The organism is Priestia iocasae (genome assembly GCF_016909075.1).
In the GTDB taxonomy this organism is placed as follows: Bacteria; Bacillota; Bacilli; order Bacillales; family Bacillaceae_H; genus Priestia; species Priestia iocasae.
The window spans coordinates 286,016-306,469 of record NZ_JAFBFC010000004.1; the positions used below are offsets into that span (position 1 = coordinate 286,016).

A 20,454-nucleotide genomic window follows, 5' to 3' on the forward strand; every position below is an offset into this window, starting at 1 on the left:
ACCAATCGTTGAAGAAAAAGAGATCAAAAAGCAAAAATGGTCGAATTTAATGGCAGGGCTTCTCTACTTATTGCCATCACTTGCACTGTTTGGATTGTTTCTTTTTTATCCAATGATTCGCACCATGTATTTAAGCTTCTTTCGAACAGATACACAAGGTGTTCCATTACGATTTGTTGGACTTGAAAACTTTTCATATTTATTAACAAGCCCTAACTTTCTACAAAGCGTTAAATCAACGATGCTGTTTGTTCTTTACACGGTACCGTTAAGTGTTATTCTTGCCTTATTTTTAGCGCTGATTGCTAATGAGAAGTTAAAAGGAATTGGGATATTTCGTACCATGTTTTCTTCGACAATGGGGATGAGTGTAGCCGCTTCTTCTGTTATTTGGATGTTTATGTATAATCCGGCAATCGGTGTGATGAATAAGCTGGTAAATTTATTTGGGCTTGCGGATGTTCAATGGTTATTAGATCCAAAATTTGCTTTACTCTCCGTTGCTTTATCGACGATTTGGATGAACATCGGATTTACATTTTTAATTTTATTAGGTGGATTGCAAAATATTGATGAACATTTATATGAGAATGCACAAATTGCTGGAGTAAGTTACTGGTATCAATTGCGAAAGATAACCGTTCCAATGCTTTCTCCTACATTATTCTTTATCGTTACCGTTTCGTTCATTAATGCATTCCAAACCTTTGGACAAATTGATATCTTAACCAAAGGTGGCCCTATTGATTCAACAAATGTCATTGTGTATTCCATTTATAAAGATGCATTTATTAACTACAATGTAGGATCAGCGAGTGCCCAAGCAGTCTTATTATTTTTCTGCATCCTAATTGTTACCGTTCTTCAATTTAAGCTTGGGGAAAGGAAGGTTCATTATCAATGAGTATGATTCGTAAAAGTATTCTCTATCTATTACTAGTTGTATCAGCGGTAATCATGATGTTTCCAATTGTTTACGCATTTATGATTAGCTTTATGTCAGGCAGTGAAGTGTTACAAGGACGATTATGGCCTGAAAACTTTACGTTTGATAACTATAAAGCTGCATTTGAGAAAGTTCCTTTGTTTCATTACTTGTTCAATAGTTTCGTTGTTTCTATTTCGGTAATGGCTGGACAACTCCTTGTATCAAGTTTAGCAGCTTTTGCATTTGTTTTTATTTCATTTAAAGGAAGAGATGCGCTATTCTTTCTCTTTATTTCAACGATGATGATTCCGTGGGAAGCAACGATGGTTCCGAACTTTCTAACGGTTCAAAAGCTTGATTGGCTTAATACGTACTTGGGGTTAACCATTCCGTTCTTTGCACTTGCATTTGGCACATTTTTATTACGTCAGCAGTTTAAGACCATACCAAAAGAGCTTTATGAAGCATCTCAAATTGCAGGGATTAGTCGTTTTCGATTCTTTTGGAATGTTGTGTTGCCTGTGTCAAAGACAAGCCTCGTGACATTAGGGGTTTACAGCTTTTTAACGACTTGGAATATGTATTTGTGGCCGCTTCTTGTGACGAATACAGAAAATGTACGTACGGTTCAAATTGGTTTAAAACAAATGCAAACCCAAGAAATTTCAACTGAATGGGGGGTGGTAATGGCAGCGGTTGTCGTAGTCATTATTCCAACTTTATTATTGTTATTCTTAGGTCAAAAACGCCTTCAAAAAGGCTTAACACAAGGTGCAATTAAATAAAAGGAGCGAGAATTCAATGAAAAAATTATTAGCGATTATGTCTGCTTGTTTACTCGTATTTTTAGGTGCATGTTCAGGTTCTAACAACACAAACACAGAAGGAGACTCTGGTTCGTCTACAGAGTCTGGTAAAACCGAAGTTGTTTTTTGGCATTCGATGAGTGGAGATTTAGAAAAGGCATTAAATGAAATGGTAGCAGATTACAATGAATCGCAAGATGAAGTGGAAGTAAAGCCTGTCTTCCAAGGCACATACGAGGAAGCATTGACAAAATTTAACACGGTTGCTGGTACAAAAGATGCTCCAACAATCATGCAAACATTTGAAGTAGGTACGAAATATATGGTTGATAGTGGCAAAGTACAGCCGGTGCAAAAATTTATTGATGAGGAAAACTATGATACATCACAATGGGAAGAAAACATCTCAAATTACTATGCAGTGGATGGCGAACAATACTCAATGCCATTTAACTCATCAACACCAGTATTAATCTATAATAAAGATGCATTTAAAGAAGCAGGTTTAGACCCTGAAAAAGCACCAAGAACGTATGATGAATTACAAGAAGCAGCGAAGAAATTAACGAAAAAAGAAGGAAAGAAAACGTCTCAATATGGTTTCTCGATTTTGAACTATGGTTGGTTCTTTGAAGAGTTAGTAGCAGCTCAAGGTGGATTGTTTGTTGATAATGAAAATGGTCGTAAAGGGAATGCTGAAAAAGCAGCATTTAACAGCAAAGAAGGCTTAAGTGTATTCAATTTAATTAATGATATGTATAAAGAAGGTACATTCTACAACACAGGACAAAACTGGGATGATATGCGTGCGGCTTTCCAATCAAATAAAGTTGCGATGTTCCTTGATTCTTCAGCAGGTGTAAAATCAGTTATTGACAATGCACCGTTTGAAGTAGGGGTTTCTTATTTACCAGTTCCTAAAGAAGCTGATCGAGAAGGAGTCATCATTGGTGGGGCATCACTATGGATGGCGAAAGGCATTGAAGAAGAAAAGCAAAAAGCAGCATGGGAGTTCATGAAATATTTATCAACTCCTGAAGTTCAAGCCGAGTGGCATGTGAAAACGGGTTACTTTGCGATTAATCCTGCAGCTTATGAGCAGGATATTGTCAAAGAACAGTGGGAAAAGTACCCTCAATTAAAAGTAACGGTTGACCAGTTAAGTGAAACAAAATCATCTCCAGCAACACAAGGTGCATTAATTTCTGTGTTCCCAGAAGCTCGTCAAAAAATTGTAACGGGTATGGAAAGCATATACCAAGGTGTTAAACCAAAAGAAGCACTTAAACGAGCGGAAGAAGAAATTAACCGAGCACTTGAAATAGCAAATCAATAAAATCAACACTATTATTGATGTCTAATGGAGCAAAAAAGCCTCTCGTTGACATGACATCAATTACAAAATCCCTTGCCTATGAAGTTCAAACATGAACGGATAAATGAGCAAGGGATTTTTGTATATAAGGCTGTGCTTTCTACATTTTCGGCAACGTTAGCTTTACTCGTTTATGAACCTTATTTAAGGGAATACTCCTAAAAAAGGGATACATTGGAGGCTTTTACGATTATGACCTTGAGTATGAATAAGAAGCAATTATGTAGGAGTGAATATGCACCATTACAAACCGTTATTGTGTGTGAACCTACATATATGGAAATTAGTGAAGTTATTAACGAAACGCAAAGGCATTATGCTGATCGAAACATTGACATTGAATTAGCTCTGAAACAACACGACATGTTTGTGAGTGCTCTTGAAAAAGAAGGCATTGAAGTGATTAAACTTCCACCTCAAAAGAAATACCCGGAGCAAGTTTTCACACGAGACATTGGCTTTACATTAGGAAGTCAAATATTTGTATCACAAATGGGACACGGCCTTCGTCAAGGTGAGGAGAACATTTTAATAGACTGGCTTAAAAAAGAAGGAAGAGCTTATCACAACCTAAAAGAACACAGCATTGAAGGCGGAGATGTATTAATAGATGGTGATACAGTTTTTGTTGGAGTAAGTGGACGCACATGTAAAGACGCGATTTTTTACTTGCAGCAGTTACTACCCATACATAAAGTGGTGCCAATACCGATTGAAGAGTCCTATTTACATTTAGATTGTGTGTTTAATATTTTATCATCAGAAGAAGCACTTGTATATTCAGAGGCTATTTCACAGAAAGAGCGTGAGATTTTAGCTTCGCACTATCAATTAATAGAAGTGGAAAAAGAAGAGCAGTTTACGCTTGGAACAAATGTATTATCAATTGGAAACAAAAAAGTGCTTAGTTTACCTGTTAACAAGAAAGTAAATAGAGAACTGCGCAACCGAGGTTATGATGTAATTGAAGTTGACTTGTCTGAAATTATAAAATCTGGTGGATCGTTCCGCTGTTGTACAATGCCTATTTATAGGGACAGTATCTAGTTTTTGATGCGTTGAAGTGGCAATTAACGGTTGTGTGTTGTAACAATCATCGTTATTATAATAGGTATAAGAGAGCTTTTACAATTTAGAAAAGATCAGATTAGTAAAAGAAGAGGAAGAATATCGATGTTAATTGAAAAACACTCACCGATTCCGGTCTATTATCAAATACAAAACTACATAAAAAAGCTTATTACTACCGAAGCGTGGAAAGATGGAGAAAAAATACCTTCAGAACGAGAGCTATCGGAGCAATTTGAAGTCAGCCGTGGAACAATTAGACAAGCTGTTCAAGGTTTAGTTGATGAAGGCTATTTAGTACGAAGAAAGGGAAATGGTACGTTTGTCCATCAATCACGCGTTGATCAACCACTCATTACGATTACAAGTTTTACAGAGTTAATGAAAGCAAAAGGGTTACAGCCTTCTAATGAGCTTTTACAATTCAAGAAGCGACAAGCAACGGATAAAGAAATTGAAAAGTTGAAGCTTACTAAAGATGACAATGTATTATGGATATCTCGATTACGTAAAGGGGATGACATTCCTGTTTTGTTAGAAGAAACGGTTCTTCCTTGGGATATCGCAAACCAAATGACGGAAGAAGATGCTCAAACGTCTATTTATCAATTTATTGAAAAGCGTGTGGAAGAAACAATTGGAAATGCAGAACAAACCATTACAGCAGTCATGCTAAAGGCTGAAGTGGCAAGTTATCTACAAGTTCAATCACCAGCTGCTGGTTTGCTTAGTGAACGTGTTACGTTTCTAAAAAATGGCCGTCCATTTGAATACGTTCAAGCATATTATGTAGGAAATCGATTTTCATTTTCTCTACAGTTAACTAGATAAAAAAAGTTTAAACAATCCCTGTGAGCGGTTCATTAAATAAATGAGAAGCTGACAGGGAATTTTTGCTATAGAAAATAACGTGCAATAAAATTGGTATAGACAACTAAACATCTTGATGATATGATTCGGATAGATACAACAAAGGAGACTATAACAATGAGTAAAGAGAGTACGCTTTTACTAAAAGATGTAAAGGTTTACACAGGTGAAGAGGTCATAGAGAATGGCTTTTTACTAATAAAAGATCAAAAAATTCATCAAGTAGGTGATATGAAGGATTTTTCTATAACTGAAAGCCGTGTAGAACTGCTTGATCAAGGAGAAGGCTGTACGATTATCCCTGGCTTTATTGATTTACACATTCATGGTGCCGCTGGTGCAGATATGATGGATGCAACAAATGAGGCACTGCAACTAATATCGACAACCTTACCGAAAGAAGGGACGACTAGTTATCTACCAACAACGATGACAACGGGTCAGCAAGAAATTGAACAAGCATTGGAGAATATGGCTGTTTATATAACTAAAAGCAATGAACCAGGAAAAGCAGAAGTACTAGGAGCACATTTAGAAGGTCCTTTTCTTTCTCCAAAACGAGCTGGGGCGCAACATCCAAATCACATTCTTGCCCCGCAGGTAGCGTTATTTAAGCGCTGGAACAAGCTAGCTAATGGATATATTAAGTTAGTTACACTAGCACCTGAGCAAAAAGGAGGGTTAGAGCTCGTTTCTTATCTTTCTGAGATAGGTGTTGTCTCCTCTATTGGACATAGTGACGCATCGTATGAAGAAGCTGTGAAAAGCTTTGAAGCTGGCATCACACATGCCACTCATTTATACAATCAAATGAGACCTATGCATCACCGCGAGCCTGGTGTTGTGGGGGCCGTTCTGCTACACGAGGAAGTAAAATGTGAAATCATTGCGGATGGAATTCATAGTCATCCTGATATGGTAAAGCTTGCGTTTCGCAATAAGGGAGCAAAAGGGCTCATATTAATTACAGATGCTATGAGAGCAAAATGCTTAGGAAAAGGCACCTATGATTTAGGGGGACAAGAGGTTATTGTTAATGAGCATAAAGCGGTATTAGCTGATGGCACGTTAGCAGGAAGTATCTTGAAATTAAAAGACGCCGCTTTAAATATGATGACCTATACTAACTGTTCTTTAGCTGACATTGTGCAGATGACTTCTATTAATCCAGCAAAACAGTTAGGAATTGAGGATCGCAAAGGAAGTCTACACCCTGGAAAAGATGCAGATTTTCTTGTTTTAAATAATCAAGGTGACATAAAGATGACTTATTGTCGTGGAGAGTTAGCATATGAGAAGGAGGAATAACGTATGAAATTAATCGCAGTAAAAGATTATAAACAGCTAAGTGAAAAAGCGGCAAAGCTTATCATTCAAAAGGTCAATGAAAAGCCTGATGCAGTACTAGGGTTAGCAACGGGTGGAACGGTTGTTGGGATCTATGAAGAGCTTATCCGTGACCATAAAGAGAATGCAACATCTTACAAGCATACTCGCTCTGTGAATTTAGATGAATACATCGGGTTAGCACCATATCATGAACAAAGCTATTTCTCTTATATGAATGAGTTGTTTTTCAAAGAAATTGATATTCAAGCTCAACATACTCATTTGCCAAACGGTCAGGCTCATAACGTAACAGAAGAATGTGAAAGGTATGAACAATTAATAAAAGCCCTTGGCGGTATTGATCTTCAGTTACTAGGAATTGGAGAGAACGGACATATAGGGTTCAATGAGCCAGGAACATCCTTTCATTCTCTTACACATGTTGTGAAGTTAGCTCAATCAACTCGAGAAGCAAATGCAAGATTTTTTTCATCAATTGATAGTGTACCAACTCACGCTATTACGATGGGAATCGCCACAATTATGAGTAGCAGAGAAATTATGTTGGTTGTTTCAGGTGAAAAGAAAGCAGAAATTTTATGCGAATTATTTACACATGGAAAGACAGAGTCTATTCCAGCAACGGTGCTAAAAGATCATCTCAATGTAACGGTTATCGCAGATGAGCAAGCGCTGTCAGTTCTAAATAAACAAGAAAATCATACTAAGCTTTTTACAACGTAATGTACAGAGAGGTGGATACAACATGTTAGGTTTTCTACAACGTATTGGCCGAGCGTTAATGTTACCGATTGCGGTTTTGCCAGCAGCGGCATTATTACTACGACTAGGACAAGAGGATTTATTTGACATCCCTTTTATGGCGCAAGCCGGTGACGCTATTTTTGCAAATTTAGCCCTTTTATTTGCAATAGGAGTAGCGGTTGGCATTGCAAAAGATGGCAATGGAGCTGCTGGATTAGCTGGGGCAATTGGTTATTTAGTGTTAACGTATGGAACTGCAGCAATTAATGAAAAGATTGATATGGCCATTTTAGCCGGTATCATTTCAGGGGTGGTCGCTGGCCTTTTATATAATCGCTTTCATGATATGAAACTTCCTGAATGGTTAGGTTTTTTTGCGGGAAGACGATTCGTACCCATTGTTACTTCGATTACAATGCTGGTTTTAGCAGGTGTATTTGGCGTCATTTGGCCACCGATTCAATCTGTTATTAATGGAGTAGGGGAATGGATTATCGGTGCTGGAGCATTAGGTGTAGGCGTATACGGAGTGTTAAATCGTCTTTTAATTCCAATTGGATTACATCATGTGCTAAACAGTCTTGTTTGGTTTGTGTTTGGTGAATTTGAAGGGAAAACAGGAGATTTAAATCGGTTCTTTGCAGGCGATCCGACAGCAGGTACTTTTATGACAGGATTTTTCCCTGTGATGATGTTTGGGTTACCAGCTGCTGCATTTGCTATGATTTTAGCAGCAAAGAAAGAACGTCGTAAAGCAGTCGCAAGTATGTTAGTTGGTTTGGCCTTAACCTCTTTCTTAACAGGAATTACAGAGCCAATTGAATTTTTGTTTATGTTCTTATCACCATTATTATATGGAATTCATGCTCTTTTAACAGGTTTGTCGTTTATGATTGTATCAACGTTAGGTATTCGTCATGGTTTTGGCTTCTCGGCTGGAGCATTAGATTACGGTCTAAACTTTGGTATTGCTGAAAAGCCTCTTTGGATCATTCCGGTTGGGTTACTTTATGCACTTCTATACTTTACTATTTTTTATGTGATTATTAAAAAGTTTGATATTAAAACACCTGGACGTGAGGATTATGTACCAGCAGGTGATATCGGTGCAGTAGATGGTAATGAAGAAGAAGCGGAAACGAGTGTCGGTCATCAATTTGTACAAGCACTTGGTGGAAAAGATAATTTAGTGCATGTAGATAATTGTATTACGCGATTACGCTTAAAAGTAAACGATGCAGAACAAGTAGACGAGAACGATTTAAAAAGATTAGGAGCAAAAGGTGTCATTAAATTAAATAAAACAGATGTTCAAGTTGTCATTGGTACACAAGTAGAAAGTATCGCAAACGAAATAAAAAAGTATAAGTAAAAAAAAAGCCCTTGCCGCTAAGATAGGCAAGGGCTTTTTTTATGCATGAGCTGAAAGGATTTGCTTGTAAATCGTTATGGTTGTAATGTTGTTTCTTCTAATTCCGCTTCAGGAACCAATACATCCTCTTTATTAGGATAGACTTTCTCGATGTGTTGTTCTCCCCAAGCACAAAGCAAATCTAAAATTTCCTTTAAAGACCAGCCATATTCCGTTAATGAATATTCTACTTTAGGAGGAACTTGATTGTAGACCGTTCGAAGAAGAACGCCATCTTCCTCTAATTCACGAAGTTGCTGCGTTAACATTTTTTGAGTAATACCGGGCATCAGTTTTTTCAATTGACTTGTTCTTTTTTTTCCTTTGATTAGGTGACAAAGAATAACAACTTTCCATTTGCCACCGATTACTTCTAATGCAGCTTCAACGGGAATGTTGTATTTTTTCATATTGTACTTACTCCTTTTCATGTTGTTTATATACTATCATAACACTAATGCCCTCATCGTGGTAATAAGGTACTTTTAAGTACCTATCATCCATAACAGCTAGTTCTATCATAATCAACATAGTTAAGTTAAATACGTTATTATCATTAAGAAAACAATGTGCTAAATAATAAATGAACTATTTTTTCAGCTTCTAAGAGAAATCCATTAAATAATAAAAAACGATCGCATAAAAGCGATCGTTTTTTAGCCTACATTTACATCTTGATTTAGAATATGGAAAGCTTCCTTCGCATTTTTATAGATACCTAACCTTTTTTCGTTTACAAGAAGTTCCCATTTATGATGCTGTGCAGAAAACCGATCGGCATGATCTTTAATATGGGGAACTTTTATTGAGATTTGTTTGCCATTCTTTTTAAAGCGATAACCAATATAGCATATCTCTGAATTACTTTCTTCTGAAAACAGTTCAATGGGAGAAATTCCATACTCTTTTTCAAATAAGTGAAGTAACCTTTTTTTATCATTATAGACAGTATCCCAACTTAAAAAAACCATCTTACCGACTCCTTTTGAATCATTTACTTACAGTATGTACAAGTTACATCTATTCATATACGGTCCTTTCACTCAAAATAGATCTAGTAAAAGAGAAGGTATGGTTTCAATTTACAGGATTTTTCGACAGAGAACGAGAAGTAAAGGAGAAAAGGAAGATAATTGGAGTTGATGAAAATGAAAGTCGTATCTTTATGTCCGAGTAATACAGAGCTGCTAGCTTATTTAGGGTGTCTCGATTATTTAGTTGGAATCGATGATTATTCAGATTGGCCTAAAGAAGTTCAACATTTACCGAGACTTGGACCTGATTTAAACATCAATATGGATGCTGTAGAAGAGCTTAAACCAGATTTAATTATTGCTTCGCTAAGTGTTCCTGGCATGGAACGTAACATTGAAGAATTAGAAAAGCGTAAGTTGCCTTATATCGTATTAAATCCAAACTCATTAGATGAAATCGCTGATAGTCTTCTTTTATTAGGTGAAGCTCTACATGTCAAAAATCGAGCAGAAAAAGTGGTTGAACGATATAACCAGACCATCCATACATATCGCCAGCTTTCTTATGCAGTTAAAACAAAGCCTACTCTTTATTGGGAGTGGTGGCCAAAGCCTGTATTTACACCAGGTGGCGCGAACTGGCTAACGGAAATTAGTGAATTAGCTGGATGTGTAAACCTTTTTCAAGATCATTCTAAAGCAAGTGTACAAAGTGACTGGGAAGAAGTCAGAAAACGTAATCCGGATCATATTTGTTTAGCGTGGGTAGGTGTTCAAACAAAAAAAGTAAATGCAAATATAGTATATAAGAGACCTCAGTGGGAATCCATGCATGCGGTTAAAACTCAATCTATTCACGTATTAGAGGAATGGCTATATTGCCGTCCATCTCCTCGGCTCCTTACAGGATTACAAAAGTTAGCTGCATTGATACATCCAAACTCTTTTCCAAACTTTGAAGGTGAAGATGTTTTATTAGAACAAATAAAACGTTTTTAGGGTGAAAAATGTATGTTTCATTAGCGTTTGCACAATTCCATTAATATGCTTTGGAAACTTAAGAAGATACTAGAATAAAAAGATATTCACCCAAAAAATGAATTTAAATATTGAAATCATTGAGAAATATAGTATAGTAGATATAATATTTCAATAAGAACAACAAATTCTATGAAAAAGAGAGTAATGTTTTAGGATACAAAAGCGAGTCAGGGATGGTGAAAGCCTGATGTAGAATAGAACATGAAGCGCACTTTTGAGAAGCTTACTTGAAAACAGTAGAGTATGCCGGGGGACGTTACCTCGTTACCAAATAAAAAGATGGTTCAACCTGAACAATTAGAGTGGTACCGCGGGAATTAAAAGCTCTCGTCTCTTAGTAAAAGAGACGAGAGCTTTTTGTTATAGAAAGGAGGAAAAAACATGAAGTATGAAAAAGAGTTTGCAAAAGCTCTTCAGTCCCATATTCCAGAAGAAGTCGAGTGGTCAACGATTTTGCAAGCAATTGAAAAACCAAAATATGCTGAGCATGGAGATTTGGCATTTCCGTGCTTTCCGTTAGCTAAAATCAAGAAAACATCTCCTTCTATTATTGCTTCTAACATGAGTAAGCAACTTCAATCTCCACTCTTTGAGAAAGTAGAAGCGGTCGGTGGTTATATTAACGTATTTTTAAATAAAAATACGTTAGCTAATGACGTCATTGGCGAAATTTTAACTAAAAAGAATGAGTATGGAAATCTTACTATTGGTGAGCAAGAGACAGTTACAATTGATTTTTCATCTCCTAACATCGCAAAGCCTTTTTCAATGGGACATTTACGATCTACTGTAATTGGAAACTCATTAGCCCACTTATACACGAAAATTGGGTATCGAACTGTACGAATTAACCATTTAGGGGATTGGGGAACACAGTTTGGGAAGCTTATTGCAGCTTATAAGCACTGGGGTGATGAAGAAAAAGTAAAAGCGAATCCTATTAAAGAATTACTCTCATTATATGTAAAGTTTCATGAAGAAGCGGAGACAAATTTGCAACTAGAACAGGAAGGGAGAGAGTGGTTTAAAAAGTTAGAAGACGGTAATAAAGAGGCACTGACACTGTGGGAATGGTTTCAAGAAGAATCGCTTAAAGAGTTTTCTCGTATTTATGAACTAATGTCTATCTCATTTGACTCCTATGCAGGTGAAGCTTTTTATAATGATAAGATGGAACATGTCGTGCAATTACTAGAAAAGAAGCAGCTCCTCATCGGATCAGATTCTGCTCAAATTGTATCCCTTGAAAATGAAGGGCTTCCGCCTTGTTTAATTAAGAAAGCAGATGGAGCGACCTTATATGCCACAAGAGATTTAGCAGCCGCTCTATATCGACACAACACATATAAATTTCAACAATCGGTATATGTTGTTGGAAATGAACAAAGTCTTCATTTTAAGCAAATTAAACTAGTGTTAGAAAAGATGGGCTACTCTTGGGCAAACGACCTTATTCATGTACCTTTTGGCATGATGTTAAAAGAAGGCAAGAAAATGTCTACAAGAAAAGGAAAAGTTGTTCTATTAGAAGAAGTATTACACAATTCTATAAATATGGCTTTACAAATGATTGAATTAAAAAATCCAAATTTGAAGAATAAACGTGATGTGGCAAAGAAAATAGGGGTAGGTGCTATTATATTTCATGATTTAAAGAATGATCGCATGAATGATATTGAATTTTCTTTAGAAGATATGATTAAATTTGAAGGAGAAACAGGACCTTATGTACAATATACGAATGCAAGAGCTTATTCAATTTTACGTAAGGCACACGCACAAGACGAAGTTAATCAATGCTCGATCATGATTACTTGTTCAACAGAGTGGAATATTGTGACTCAGTTAAGGTTATTTCCAACTATTATTAAACGAGCTGTTCACAATCATGACCCTTCACAAATTGCGAAATACGTGATTGACTTGTCACAAGCATTTAATAAATATTATGCTGAAGTAAAAATTTTAGAGGAAACCAATGGTAAGCATTCACGTCTTGCTATTGTGCAAGCAGTTCATATTGTCTTAGAAGAAGGATTACGCTTGCTTGGGATTGAAGCTCCTCGTGAAATATAGAGAAGGAGGAAAAAAATATGTATGTCCATGGCGTACTACACCAACTAAGCGTTGCGATTTCAACCGTCTTAACGATGATGGAAGAATTAAATGAAGAAGAACTAGATGTGAGACCAATTCAAGGGAAACGATCATTGCGAGAACTTTTATCTCACTTGTCTCTTTTAATAAAAGCGGACTATCTTATTTCAACAGAAGCAACTGAAGCAGAAATGAATGACTTTTATACAACGTACTCTCCTACAACATTAAAGGAAATGAGAACCACGTTAAAAGAAGGGTATAAAGAAGTGGCTATGATCTATCACCGAATGACCGATGACATGTTACAAGAGAAGAAACAGGCTTACTGGGGTGTTTCATATACGCGGTTTGATTGGTTGTTAGAAATTAGTAATCATTTCTATCATCATCGCTCACAACTTCATTTCTATCTTGTTCTTAATGGAAAAGATCCTGATTTTCCGCTTTTTGAATAGCGTCATTTATCTTTATTGTCTTATTTTTTATAGCCAGGCATTTTCTTAGTATTTATCAATATGTTTAATTAACGAACATGAAACTTTATGTCGTGATACTAAGAAAAGGAGCATGTATATGAAAGTAAAATCATTATATGTTCAGAAAACAAACGTCGTAACGTGTACCGATGACATGACGGTTGGCGAAGCACTTGAAGTCTTAACAAAAAGTGGCTATCGATGTGTACCCGTAGTGAATGGGACGAATTTTGTCGGATTGGTGTATAAAATTGATGTGAAAGAATATATATATGAGCAAAATGGTTCACTTACGGATTCTATTAAAGAAATCGTTTCGGATGAAGATGCATTTGTAACGCCTTATACATCATTTGTTAAGGCACTTTTAACCATTAAACGATTGCCGTTTTTAGCGGTTGTGGAAAAAAAGCAGTTACTGGGGATTTTAACACATTCAAAAGTGATGGAAGTCTTAGAGGACGCTTTAGGTGTAAAAACAGGAGGCATTCATTTAACCATTGCAGGTACAGACCGTCGAGGATCTCTCTACTCGTTACTAGATGAACTAAAGGCATTTAACATTGAAGGAGTACTGTCGTTAGATAACGGAACAAAGCTATTTAGACGTACGTCGATAACGTTACCACTTTCAACATCAGAAGAGGAAATTTCAACCATTATTCGTAAAGTTGAGCATAAAGGCTTTCGTGTCATTGATCGTGAAACGATTAATCATACGTAAACTTATTAGCTGTACGTTTAGTTTTTTTTATAAAAAAGAGTCGTCAGGTTATGCTGCATAACCTGACGACTAAAAAAGTTATTGCTCTGTAGGAAGTGGCTTTAAGTTAGCTTCAATACGTTCGCGTTGATTTTCTAAATATGGAGGTAAGGCTAACGTTTCACCTAAGTGCTCAAATGATTCGTCGTTTTCAAACCCAGGTCCATCTGTCGCAAGCTCAAATAAAATGCCGTTTGGATCACGGAAGTATAATGAACGAAAATAATATCGTTCAACAAATCCTGAATTCGGAAGTCCTGCTTGAGTAATCAACTCAACCCATTTGTTCAATTCGTCGGTATCTTCTACTCGGAGTGCTACATGGTGAACACTTCCACGACCTGGACGTTCACTCGGAAGATCTTTTCGACCTTCAAGGTGAATTTCTGCACCTGTACCACCTTCACCTGTTTCAAACACGCGAATTTCACTTTGACCTTGAACAAGAGCGGGGTAACTGCGCACTTCTCGATAGCCTAATAAATCAGTTAATACGTTTGCAGTTAACTCTGGTCGATAGACTGTTAATGTCACAGGACCTAACCCAAGAATACCATGTTCGGCTGGTATAGGACTTTTATTCCATGGGCTACCACCTTTTACTCCTGTATTTCCTTCATCTGAGACAAGCGATAATCGCTGACCTTCAAAGTCTCGAAAGGATAAAACCGCACGTCCTGTTGTGTGAGAAATATCATCATGATCAACACCGTATTGATCAAATCGTTGTTTCCAATAAAGAAGAGAGGCATCATTGGCCACTCGCAATGAAATGGTTGAAATACTATTAGTTCCGTGATGTGTTTGCCCAGCATTTGGGATTTCAAAGAATGTTAAATCTGTTCCTGGATTCCCTCGTTCGTCCGCATAAAATAAATGATAAACAGATGTATCATCTTGATTGACCGATTTTTTAACCAAGCGCATGCCTAACGTTTGTGTATAAAATTCATAGTTTTTTTGAGCGTTTGCTGTAATAGCGGACACATGATGTTGTCCTTTTAATGACTTTAAGCTCATAACGAACAGCCTCCTTAGTTATATCTTGATAACATTATAACTCATTATTATCCTTTATTCAAGATATATGAATTTGAGATTTTTGACTGTTTGTGTTTTTTGATGGTACGATACGTAAAACTTGGGTAAAATAAGGAATAACAGAATAAAACAATGAAATGTACATATGTAATAGGAAGTGTAATGAAATGGATATTAACCAAATTAATCAAAAATTAAAAAGTCATACACCTCGACTTTTAGGAATGGAAACATTTAAACGGTTTTCTGTACTAGTACCTTTAATTGAAAAAGAGAATGATCTCCATGTTTTATTTGAAGTAAGAGCGTTAAACATGAGAAGACAACCAGGTGAAATTTGCTTTCCAGGTGGTAAAGTCGATGCAACGGATCCAAACGAAAAATATACCGCAATTCGTGAAACGATTGAAGAGTTACGTATTAAACAAGAGCAAATTAAAGATGTTCAGCCGCTTGACTATATGATTTCACCGTTTGGAACCATTATTTATCCATATGTAGGCGTTTTACAAAACATCGCTTCTTTTTCTCCTAACCCTACAGAAGTGGAAGAAGTCTTTACGGTTCCACTTAATCATTTCAAACAAACACCACCTGAGCGATACAAAGTCCAATTTCAAGGGAAGCCAGAAGCGTCTTTTCCCTTTCATCTTATTGCGAATGGAGAAGAATACAATTGGCAAACTCGTGCGATGGATGAATACTTTTATTATTATAACGATAAAGTTATTTGGGGACTAACAGCTAAAATTCTCCATCATTTTTTACAAGTTATCGATTGATAATAAAAAAGGTTATCTAAAAAGGGAGAGATTTTCCTTTTTAGATGTGCGGTGATAAAACGAGATTGCTAACACCGCTTGCGTCTTTTCCCTACTTATCTAGTTCTCTAGTATGATAAGGTATTTGTTTTTTTATGTGAAAAGTTGTGTTTTTTTGAAAAAATGTGTTTATCTACTAAAATTCTTCTAGTTTTAATAGCTAACATCTGTAAATTCTTATATAATAGTGAAATTGTAAGGTGTTTGAAATATTTGTGATAAAAATGACATATAGAGATTTATCATACGAAGATAAGGGGGACCATATGAAAAAAATTCTAGGGTCACTTTTAATTGTTTCGGTCTCATTGAATGCATATTTGGTATACGACATGTATAAAAACTATTCACTTCCTAAACAAGTAGAAGCGACAAAGCAAATTAGTGAAGAAGTTATTGAAGAGGTAGTCGAAGTAGTTCCAAAAGCAATTGTACCAACGCCTGCGAACTATACATATCAGTTAAAAGATTCGCGTACAGGGCAAGTTATTCAACAATATGATCCAATCAACTTTAACGATGAAAAAGTGTACAAACAAGACATTACAAAACTAGCAAAACAATTAGCAACACAATATGATCAATCGATGCAAAACGTTCGATTAGATGCAAGTGGTCAATTAACTGGTGGACAAAAGCGTGTTGTTTTAAAAGAAAAAGAATTGATGGAAAACTTACAGCATTTAACGCTTGAACGTTTTGATGTGAATGTTCCTATTTATGAAACAACCCCAAACGTAACGGCTGAAGCGGTTCAAGGCGTTAATGAAGTAGTGGTTGGAACATACACGACAAAGTTTAATGGGAGTGATACGGGGCGTACACGTAATATTGAACTATCTGCTCAAGCGATCCAAAATGTCGTGTTAGGTCCTGGAGATTCTTTTTCCTATAATGATATTGTTGGAGAACGTACTCCTGAACGAGGATATCAGCCTGCACCTGAAATTGTAGAAAAGGAATTAGTGATGGGCATTGGAGGAGGCATTTGTCAAACTTCTTCAACGTTATTTAATGCCGTTGATGCAGCAGGATTAAAAACGGTTACTCGTACACATCACTCAAAGGAAGTTGGTTATGTTCCAGCAGGACGAGATGCGACTGTTTCGTGGGGTGGACCTGACTATAAATTTATGAACCCCCAAGATTATCCAGTCATTATTAAAACAGTGATGAATAAAGCGCAAGGTACACTAACTATAGAAGTCCGTACAGCACAACGTTATCTATAATCAAAAAGCCGCTCATTAAAGACTGATTTTAATGAGCGGCTTTTTGACATAATTCTTTGTAGTTACACGTTATGCATCGAAACGCTTGAGATGTTTCTAAAAATTGTTCAAACGAAACAGGTTCGTTCGTTTCTTCATTTTTTTGATAATGTTTCATATAGGCAATACTCGTTTCCATTTGTTCAACCGTATTGTCAATTTCATTTTTTGTTAACTGATATGTATGACAACCACCTGTTAACAAATACTCATTTCGAATTTCGATATCTTCAATGTTGACCTCTAACTCATTCATTAAATAAAGGGCATATAAAGAAAGTTGTCCTATATCATCGGTTGACCTTTTACCGGTTTTCCAATCGATAATAACCCATTTTTTATTGATCTCATCTTGATACATCAAGTCCATGATTACATATACTCTAACTCCCTTTACAACCATAGAACGAAATCGTTCAGATTCAAAGAGGTTTACGTCTTTTTTCTTGATGATTTCTTGAAAAGATTTGCTTAGTAAAAAGTGTTTTAAACAGACATTGAGTTTTTGATGAATATCTTCAATCTCTTTTTCCACTAATTGACCATGGTAATACATTTCAAATAGCATTTGATAATGATTAGGTTTTTCCATCCATTGTTCTTTTTGATCTCGAGATTGTTGAAATGCTTTTCTTAACTGCAAACGAATTCGATGTTCTAGTTCTGCTGCATGTGGAATAACACCCGTTTTAAAAACATCTTCAATGACATGCTCGATCTCTTCATGAACAAGTTGACCAAATAAGGTTGGAAGGTTAACTAACTTTTTTAATCGATATGCTTCTTTGGCTAATGAAGAGCTCTTATGAAGCCATCCGTTGTGAGAGAGATAGTAGTGATATCCATATCTTTTTGCACATTCCATTAACATTTTATGACGAGAGTAAGACCATGAAAAATCAGGGAACGTTTTTACTTCGAACAAGTGATTCACGTCCTTTTCATTTTTTGCATTGTTTGTATGGTCTTGATGTGCAATCCAGTCACTCATTTAGTCTCTCTATATAGATACGTGAAGCAAATCATATTTTCCTGTATTTTTTAAAAACAATCGATTTGCTCAAATCCTTATAATCTTAAAAATTTGTTGTTTAACCGATATGACTCTTCTTAGATAGCTCCCAAAAATATAAACTTTCAGTTTCTTTACATAACTCTGCTCCATTTTTTTCTAATACTTTGTCTGAAGCTTTATTATCCTTTCCTGTATCAGCAAGAACCCGCATAACGTTAGGGATGTTAATTCCTTAATGGTCTCAGTCATATATCCATTGCCTTGGTGATGAGGGATGATAAAGTAACCAATAATTACTTCACCGTTTTCATTAGGCAGACCTTTTAACATGATTCCACATACTAGGGTATTGAGTGCCATTGAAACTATGAGCCAATTAGTGTGCCAAACATAATGAGATGGATCAATTAACCACTTTTGATAACCTGTATTTCATAGCGTCTTTTATTTCTTCCCCAAAAAATACGTCTACCTTTTCCAAACTTAAAACATCTTGGAGTTTCGGGATATCATTAATGAATAATGTTAGATTTTCAGTGTCCAACGGAATTAATCTTAATCTATCCGTATATAATTCGTTCATAATCAATTCTCCTACCATTGATTTATAAATAAGTGATATAAGATAAATTTAATATCCTTTTTTAAAGTCTAAGAGATTGATTGTTAACGGTTTATGCTGAAGGTATTGTTTTAAATTTGGTAAGAAAATATCATGAATGACGCGTTCATCATAATATTGCGTATCTCCTGATGTATGTGGCGTTACAATGACGTTTTCTAACTCCCAAAGTGAACTCTCTAATGGAAGTGGTTCTTGCTCAAACACATCTAACCCAGCACCGGCAATTTCCCTTTTTTGAAGAGCTTCTGTTAATTCTTCTTCAGCTACAAGCGCTCCTCGTCCAATATTAATAAAGAATGCAGAAGACTTCATACGTTCAAATTGTACACGTGTAAAAAGGTGATACGTTTCATTTGTTAACGGTAAGGTAACCACAACATAATCACAATTAGGAAGAATATCATTTAAATGATTAAGTGTATACATGTGATCGATGTATTCTGTCTGTTCACCAGAACGTCTCACACCTAGTGTTTTCATTCCAAATGCTTTTGCAATTTTAGCGGTTTCTTTTCCGATAGCTCCCACTCCGATAATCCCAATCGTTTTACCGTGAAGTTCTAAATTTAATCCAGCGTGGTGCCACTGTTTCGTTTGCTGCTGTTTGACATATGTATGAATTTTTCTCGTTAATGAAAGCATCAAAGCAAAAATCGTTTCTGAAATAGGGAAGGCATGCACACCATTTGCGCTTGTAACGGAAACTCCTTTTTCATTGAGCTCTGATAAAGGAAGAGAGTTTACACCCGCACTCCATGTTTGCAGCCATTTTAAGTGAGGAGGTACGTTTTGAATCTCTTTTTTCCACCCTGCTATAATCTCGGCTTGTGATACGTAAGGTTTCCAAATCGAAGGGTCTTTCCCAATAATAATGTCCCAGTCCGGTATGACTTCTTGTATCACATCTAAAAATGAATGCACATCTTGTGTAATAAGTAGTGTTCTCTTTGTCATTTGTAAGCTCCTTCTCGTAATCTTTTCTTTTACTTTACCATAGAATGGATAGAGCTTCTTACTAATATGGTAAAAGAAGGGATGAACAATGCATATAAAAATTGATGTGATGACTCAACTGGTATATGACGAAATTGCTCCTCTTTTACAAGAAAGTATGAATGAAGGGTATTCATTGATTGACCGTTTAGCGAATGAATACTTTAGCGGAATCAATCGTTTTACAAATCGAGGAGAAGCATTGTTTGGTGTATATGATGAAGAGGAACGGTTAATTGCGCTTGGAGGAATTAACAGAAATCCTTATTCAAAGGAAGAGAAGGTTGGAAGGCTGCGACAATTTTATGTAATGAAAAGCTATCGTCGACAAAGAATAGGTACAGAGCTTGTTCAAACCATTATGGATTATGCTCAAAACTATTATTCTACAATTGTGTTATCAACTGATTCACGTGAAGGAGATTTGTTCTATCGATCATTAGGCTTTGAACGTACAGCTTATTATGAAAAATCGTCTCACGTGTGTTACGTTCATAAAAAACAGTAACAGACCTTCTTGTTGAAGGTTTTTTTCATTCCAAAATACTTTATCATACTAACGCAAGATAACACTATCTTATCAAGCGTTAGTATGATAAAGTAAAAGAAACAGAGAAAAATGCTTCTATTATCCCAATATATGGATGATTATTGTTTTTCTATCAAAAAACGTCTTCTTTAAATAGGGTAAAATGACGATTTTGAATAACACTTAATGCAATAGGTATCTAAATAAAAAATGACTCAAATTAAGCATTCTGAACCGTTTGGTGAGTTTGGGT

At 36.0% G+C, this 20,454-nt stretch carries 21 protein-coding genes and 1 other annotated feature; of the genes, 15 read left to right on the forward strand and 6 right to left on the reverse strand.

Annotated features, from left to right (window positions below):
* The first annotated feature begins 49 nt into the window (after positions 1-49).
* From JOC83_RS12605 to nagE, 8 genes are all read left to right on the forward strand, one after another.
* Positions 50-904 carry a carbohydrate ABC transporter permease gene (locus JOC83_RS12605; protein WP_378912921.1) on the forward strand — a complete coding sequence of 285 codons (855 nt, stop codon included), beginning with the start codon at positions 50-52 and terminating at the stop codon, positions 902-904.
* Positions 901-1,713: a carbohydrate ABC transporter permease gene (locus JOC83_RS12610; protein ID WP_205187658.1), complete on the forward strand. Its 813-nt coding sequence runs from the start codon at positions 901-903 to the stop codon at positions 1,711-1,713. The genes JOC83_RS12605 and JOC83_RS12610 overlap by 4 nt, the downstream gene beginning before the upstream one ends.
* A 16-nt stretch (positions 1,714-1,729) precedes the next feature.
* Entirely contained in the window at positions 1,730-3,070 is a 1,341-nt protein-coding gene (locus tag JOC83_RS12615; RefSeq protein WP_205187659.1) for an ABC transporter substrate-binding protein, read from the forward strand.
* 231 nt (positions 3,071-3,301) lie between these two features.
* Positions 3,302-4,156 carry a dimethylarginine dimethylaminohydrolase family protein gene (locus tag JOC83_RS12620; RefSeq protein WP_205187660.1) on the forward strand — a complete coding sequence of 285 codons (855 nt, stop codon included), beginning with the start codon at positions 3,302-3,304 and terminating at the stop codon, positions 4,154-4,156.
* 126 nt (positions 4,157-4,282) lie between these two features.
* On the forward strand, positions 4,283-5,008 hold the full coding sequence (locus JOC83_RS12625; RefSeq protein WP_205187661.1) for a GntR family transcriptional regulator: 726 nt from the start codon (positions 4,283-4,285) through the stop codon (positions 5,006-5,008).
* 156 nt (positions 5,009-5,164) lie between these two features.
* On the forward strand, positions 5,165-6,355 hold the full coding sequence (nagA, locus tag JOC83_RS12630; protein WP_205187662.1) for an N-acetylglucosamine-6-phosphate deacetylase: 1,191 nt from the start codon (positions 5,165-5,167) through the stop codon (positions 6,353-6,355).
* 3 nt (positions 6,356-6,358) lie between these two features.
* Positions 6,359-7,120, forward strand: a complete 762-nt coding sequence (gene nagB, locus JOC83_RS12635) for a glucosamine-6-phosphate deaminase (RefSeq protein ID WP_205187663.1) — start codon at positions 6,359-6,361, stop codon at positions 7,118-7,120.
* A gap of 22 nt (positions 7,121-7,142) precedes the next feature.
* Positions 7,143-8,513, forward strand: coding sequence for an N-acetylglucosamine-specific PTS transporter subunit IIBC (gene nagE / locus JOC83_RS12640; RefSeq protein ID WP_205187664.1), 1,371 nt, complete (start codon positions 7,143-7,145; stop codon positions 8,511-8,513).
* A gap of 74 nt (positions 8,514-8,587) precedes the next feature.
* Here the strand turns inward: nagE and JOC83_RS12645 are convergent, their stop codons facing one another.
* Positions 8,588-8,962, reverse strand: coding sequence for a winged helix-turn-helix transcriptional regulator (locus JOC83_RS12645; RefSeq protein ID WP_205187665.1), 375 nt, complete (start codon positions 8,960-8,962; stop codon positions 8,588-8,590).
* 246 nt (positions 8,963-9,208) lie between these two features.
* Positions 9,209-9,523: a DUF5634 family protein gene (locus JOC83_RS12650; protein WP_205187666.1), complete on the reverse strand. Its 315-nt coding sequence runs from the start codon at positions 9,521-9,523 to the stop codon at positions 9,209-9,211.
* Between the two features lie 177 nt (positions 9,524-9,700).
* On the opposite strand from JOC83_RS12650, the gene JOC83_RS12655 reads away from it, so the two are divergent.
* The 4 genes from JOC83_RS12655 (at position 9,701) to JOC83_RS12670 (ending at position 13,867) form a co-directional block, all read left to right on the forward strand.
* Positions 9,701-10,525 carry a cobalamin-binding protein gene (locus JOC83_RS12655; protein WP_205187667.1) on the forward strand — a complete coding sequence of 275 codons (825 nt, stop codon included), beginning with the start codon at positions 9,701-9,703 and terminating at the stop codon, positions 10,523-10,525.
* Positions 10,526-10,687: 162 nt separating this feature from the next.
* Positions 10,688-10,905: a binding site (T-box leader), on the forward strand.
* A 43-nt stretch (positions 10,906-10,948) separates the two neighbouring features.
* Positions 10,949-12,643, forward strand: coding sequence for an arginine--tRNA ligase (gene argS, locus JOC83_RS12660; protein ID WP_205187668.1), 1,695 nt, complete (start codon positions 10,949-10,951; stop codon positions 12,641-12,643).
* A gap of 17 nt (positions 12,644-12,660) precedes the next feature.
* Complete coding sequence (locus JOC83_RS12665) at positions 12,661-13,122, forward strand: DinB family protein (protein WP_205187669.1); 462 nt, start codon at positions 12,661-12,663, stop codon at positions 13,120-13,122.
* Positions 13,123-13,240: 118 nt separating this feature from the next.
* Complete coding sequence (locus tag JOC83_RS12670) at positions 13,241-13,867, forward strand: CBS domain-containing protein (RefSeq protein WP_205187670.1); 627 nt, start codon at positions 13,241-13,243, stop codon at positions 13,865-13,867.
* Positions 13,868-13,945: 78 nt separating this feature from the next.
* Here the strand turns inward: JOC83_RS12670 and JOC83_RS12675 are convergent, their stop codons facing one another.
* Positions 13,946-14,926, reverse strand: coding sequence for a ring-cleaving dioxygenase (locus tag JOC83_RS12675; RefSeq protein ID WP_205187671.1), 981 nt, complete (start codon positions 14,924-14,926; stop codon positions 13,946-13,948).
* Between the two features lie 188 nt (positions 14,927-15,114).
* On the opposite strand from JOC83_RS12675, the gene JOC83_RS12680 reads away from it, so the two are divergent.
* Both JOC83_RS12680 and JOC83_RS12685 read left to right on the forward strand, forming a co-directional pair.
* The gene (locus JOC83_RS12680; protein WP_205187672.1) at positions 15,115-15,729 is read left to right on the forward strand and encodes an NUDIX hydrolase; all 615 of its coding nucleotides are present in this window, start codon (positions 15,115-15,117) and stop codon (positions 15,727-15,729) included.
* Between the two features lie 305 nt (positions 15,730-16,034).
* A complete protein-coding gene (locus JOC83_RS12685; RefSeq protein ID WP_205187673.1) occupies positions 16,035-17,000 on the forward strand; it encodes a VanW family protein in 966 nt (321 codons plus the stop codon).
* A gap of 28 nt (positions 17,001-17,028) precedes the next feature.
* On the opposite strand, the gene JOC83_RS12690 is transcribed toward JOC83_RS12685, so the two are convergent.
* The 3 genes from JOC83_RS12690 to JOC83_RS12700 all read right to left on the reverse strand — a co-directional run bounded on the left by JOC83_RS12690 (position 17,029) and on the right by JOC83_RS12700 (position 19,633).
* Positions 17,029-18,030, reverse strand: coding sequence for a PD-(D/E)XK nuclease family protein (locus JOC83_RS12690; protein ID WP_205187674.1), 1,002 nt, complete (start codon positions 18,028-18,030; stop codon positions 17,029-17,031).
* A 427-nt stretch (positions 18,031-18,457) separates the two neighbouring features.
* On the reverse strand, positions 18,458-18,637 hold the full coding sequence (locus JOC83_RS20035) for a hypothetical protein (protein WP_239583500.1): 180 nt from the start codon (positions 18,635-18,637) through the stop codon (positions 18,458-18,460).
* Positions 18,638-18,685: 48 nt separating this feature from the next.
* Positions 18,686-19,633 (reverse strand): D-2-hydroxyacid dehydrogenase, encoded by a 948-nt coding sequence (locus tag JOC83_RS12700; protein ID WP_205187675.1) that lies wholly within the window; start codon positions 19,631-19,633, stop codon positions 18,686-18,688.
* Positions 19,634-19,721: 88 nt separating this feature from the next.
* Between JOC83_RS12700 and JOC83_RS12705 the strand changes: the two genes are divergently transcribed.
* Positions 19,722-20,180: a GNAT family N-acetyltransferase gene (locus JOC83_RS12705; RefSeq protein WP_205187676.1), complete on the forward strand. Its 459-nt coding sequence runs from the start codon at positions 19,722-19,724 to the stop codon at positions 20,178-20,180.
* The last annotated feature ends 274 nt before the right edge of the window (positions 20,181-20,454 follow it).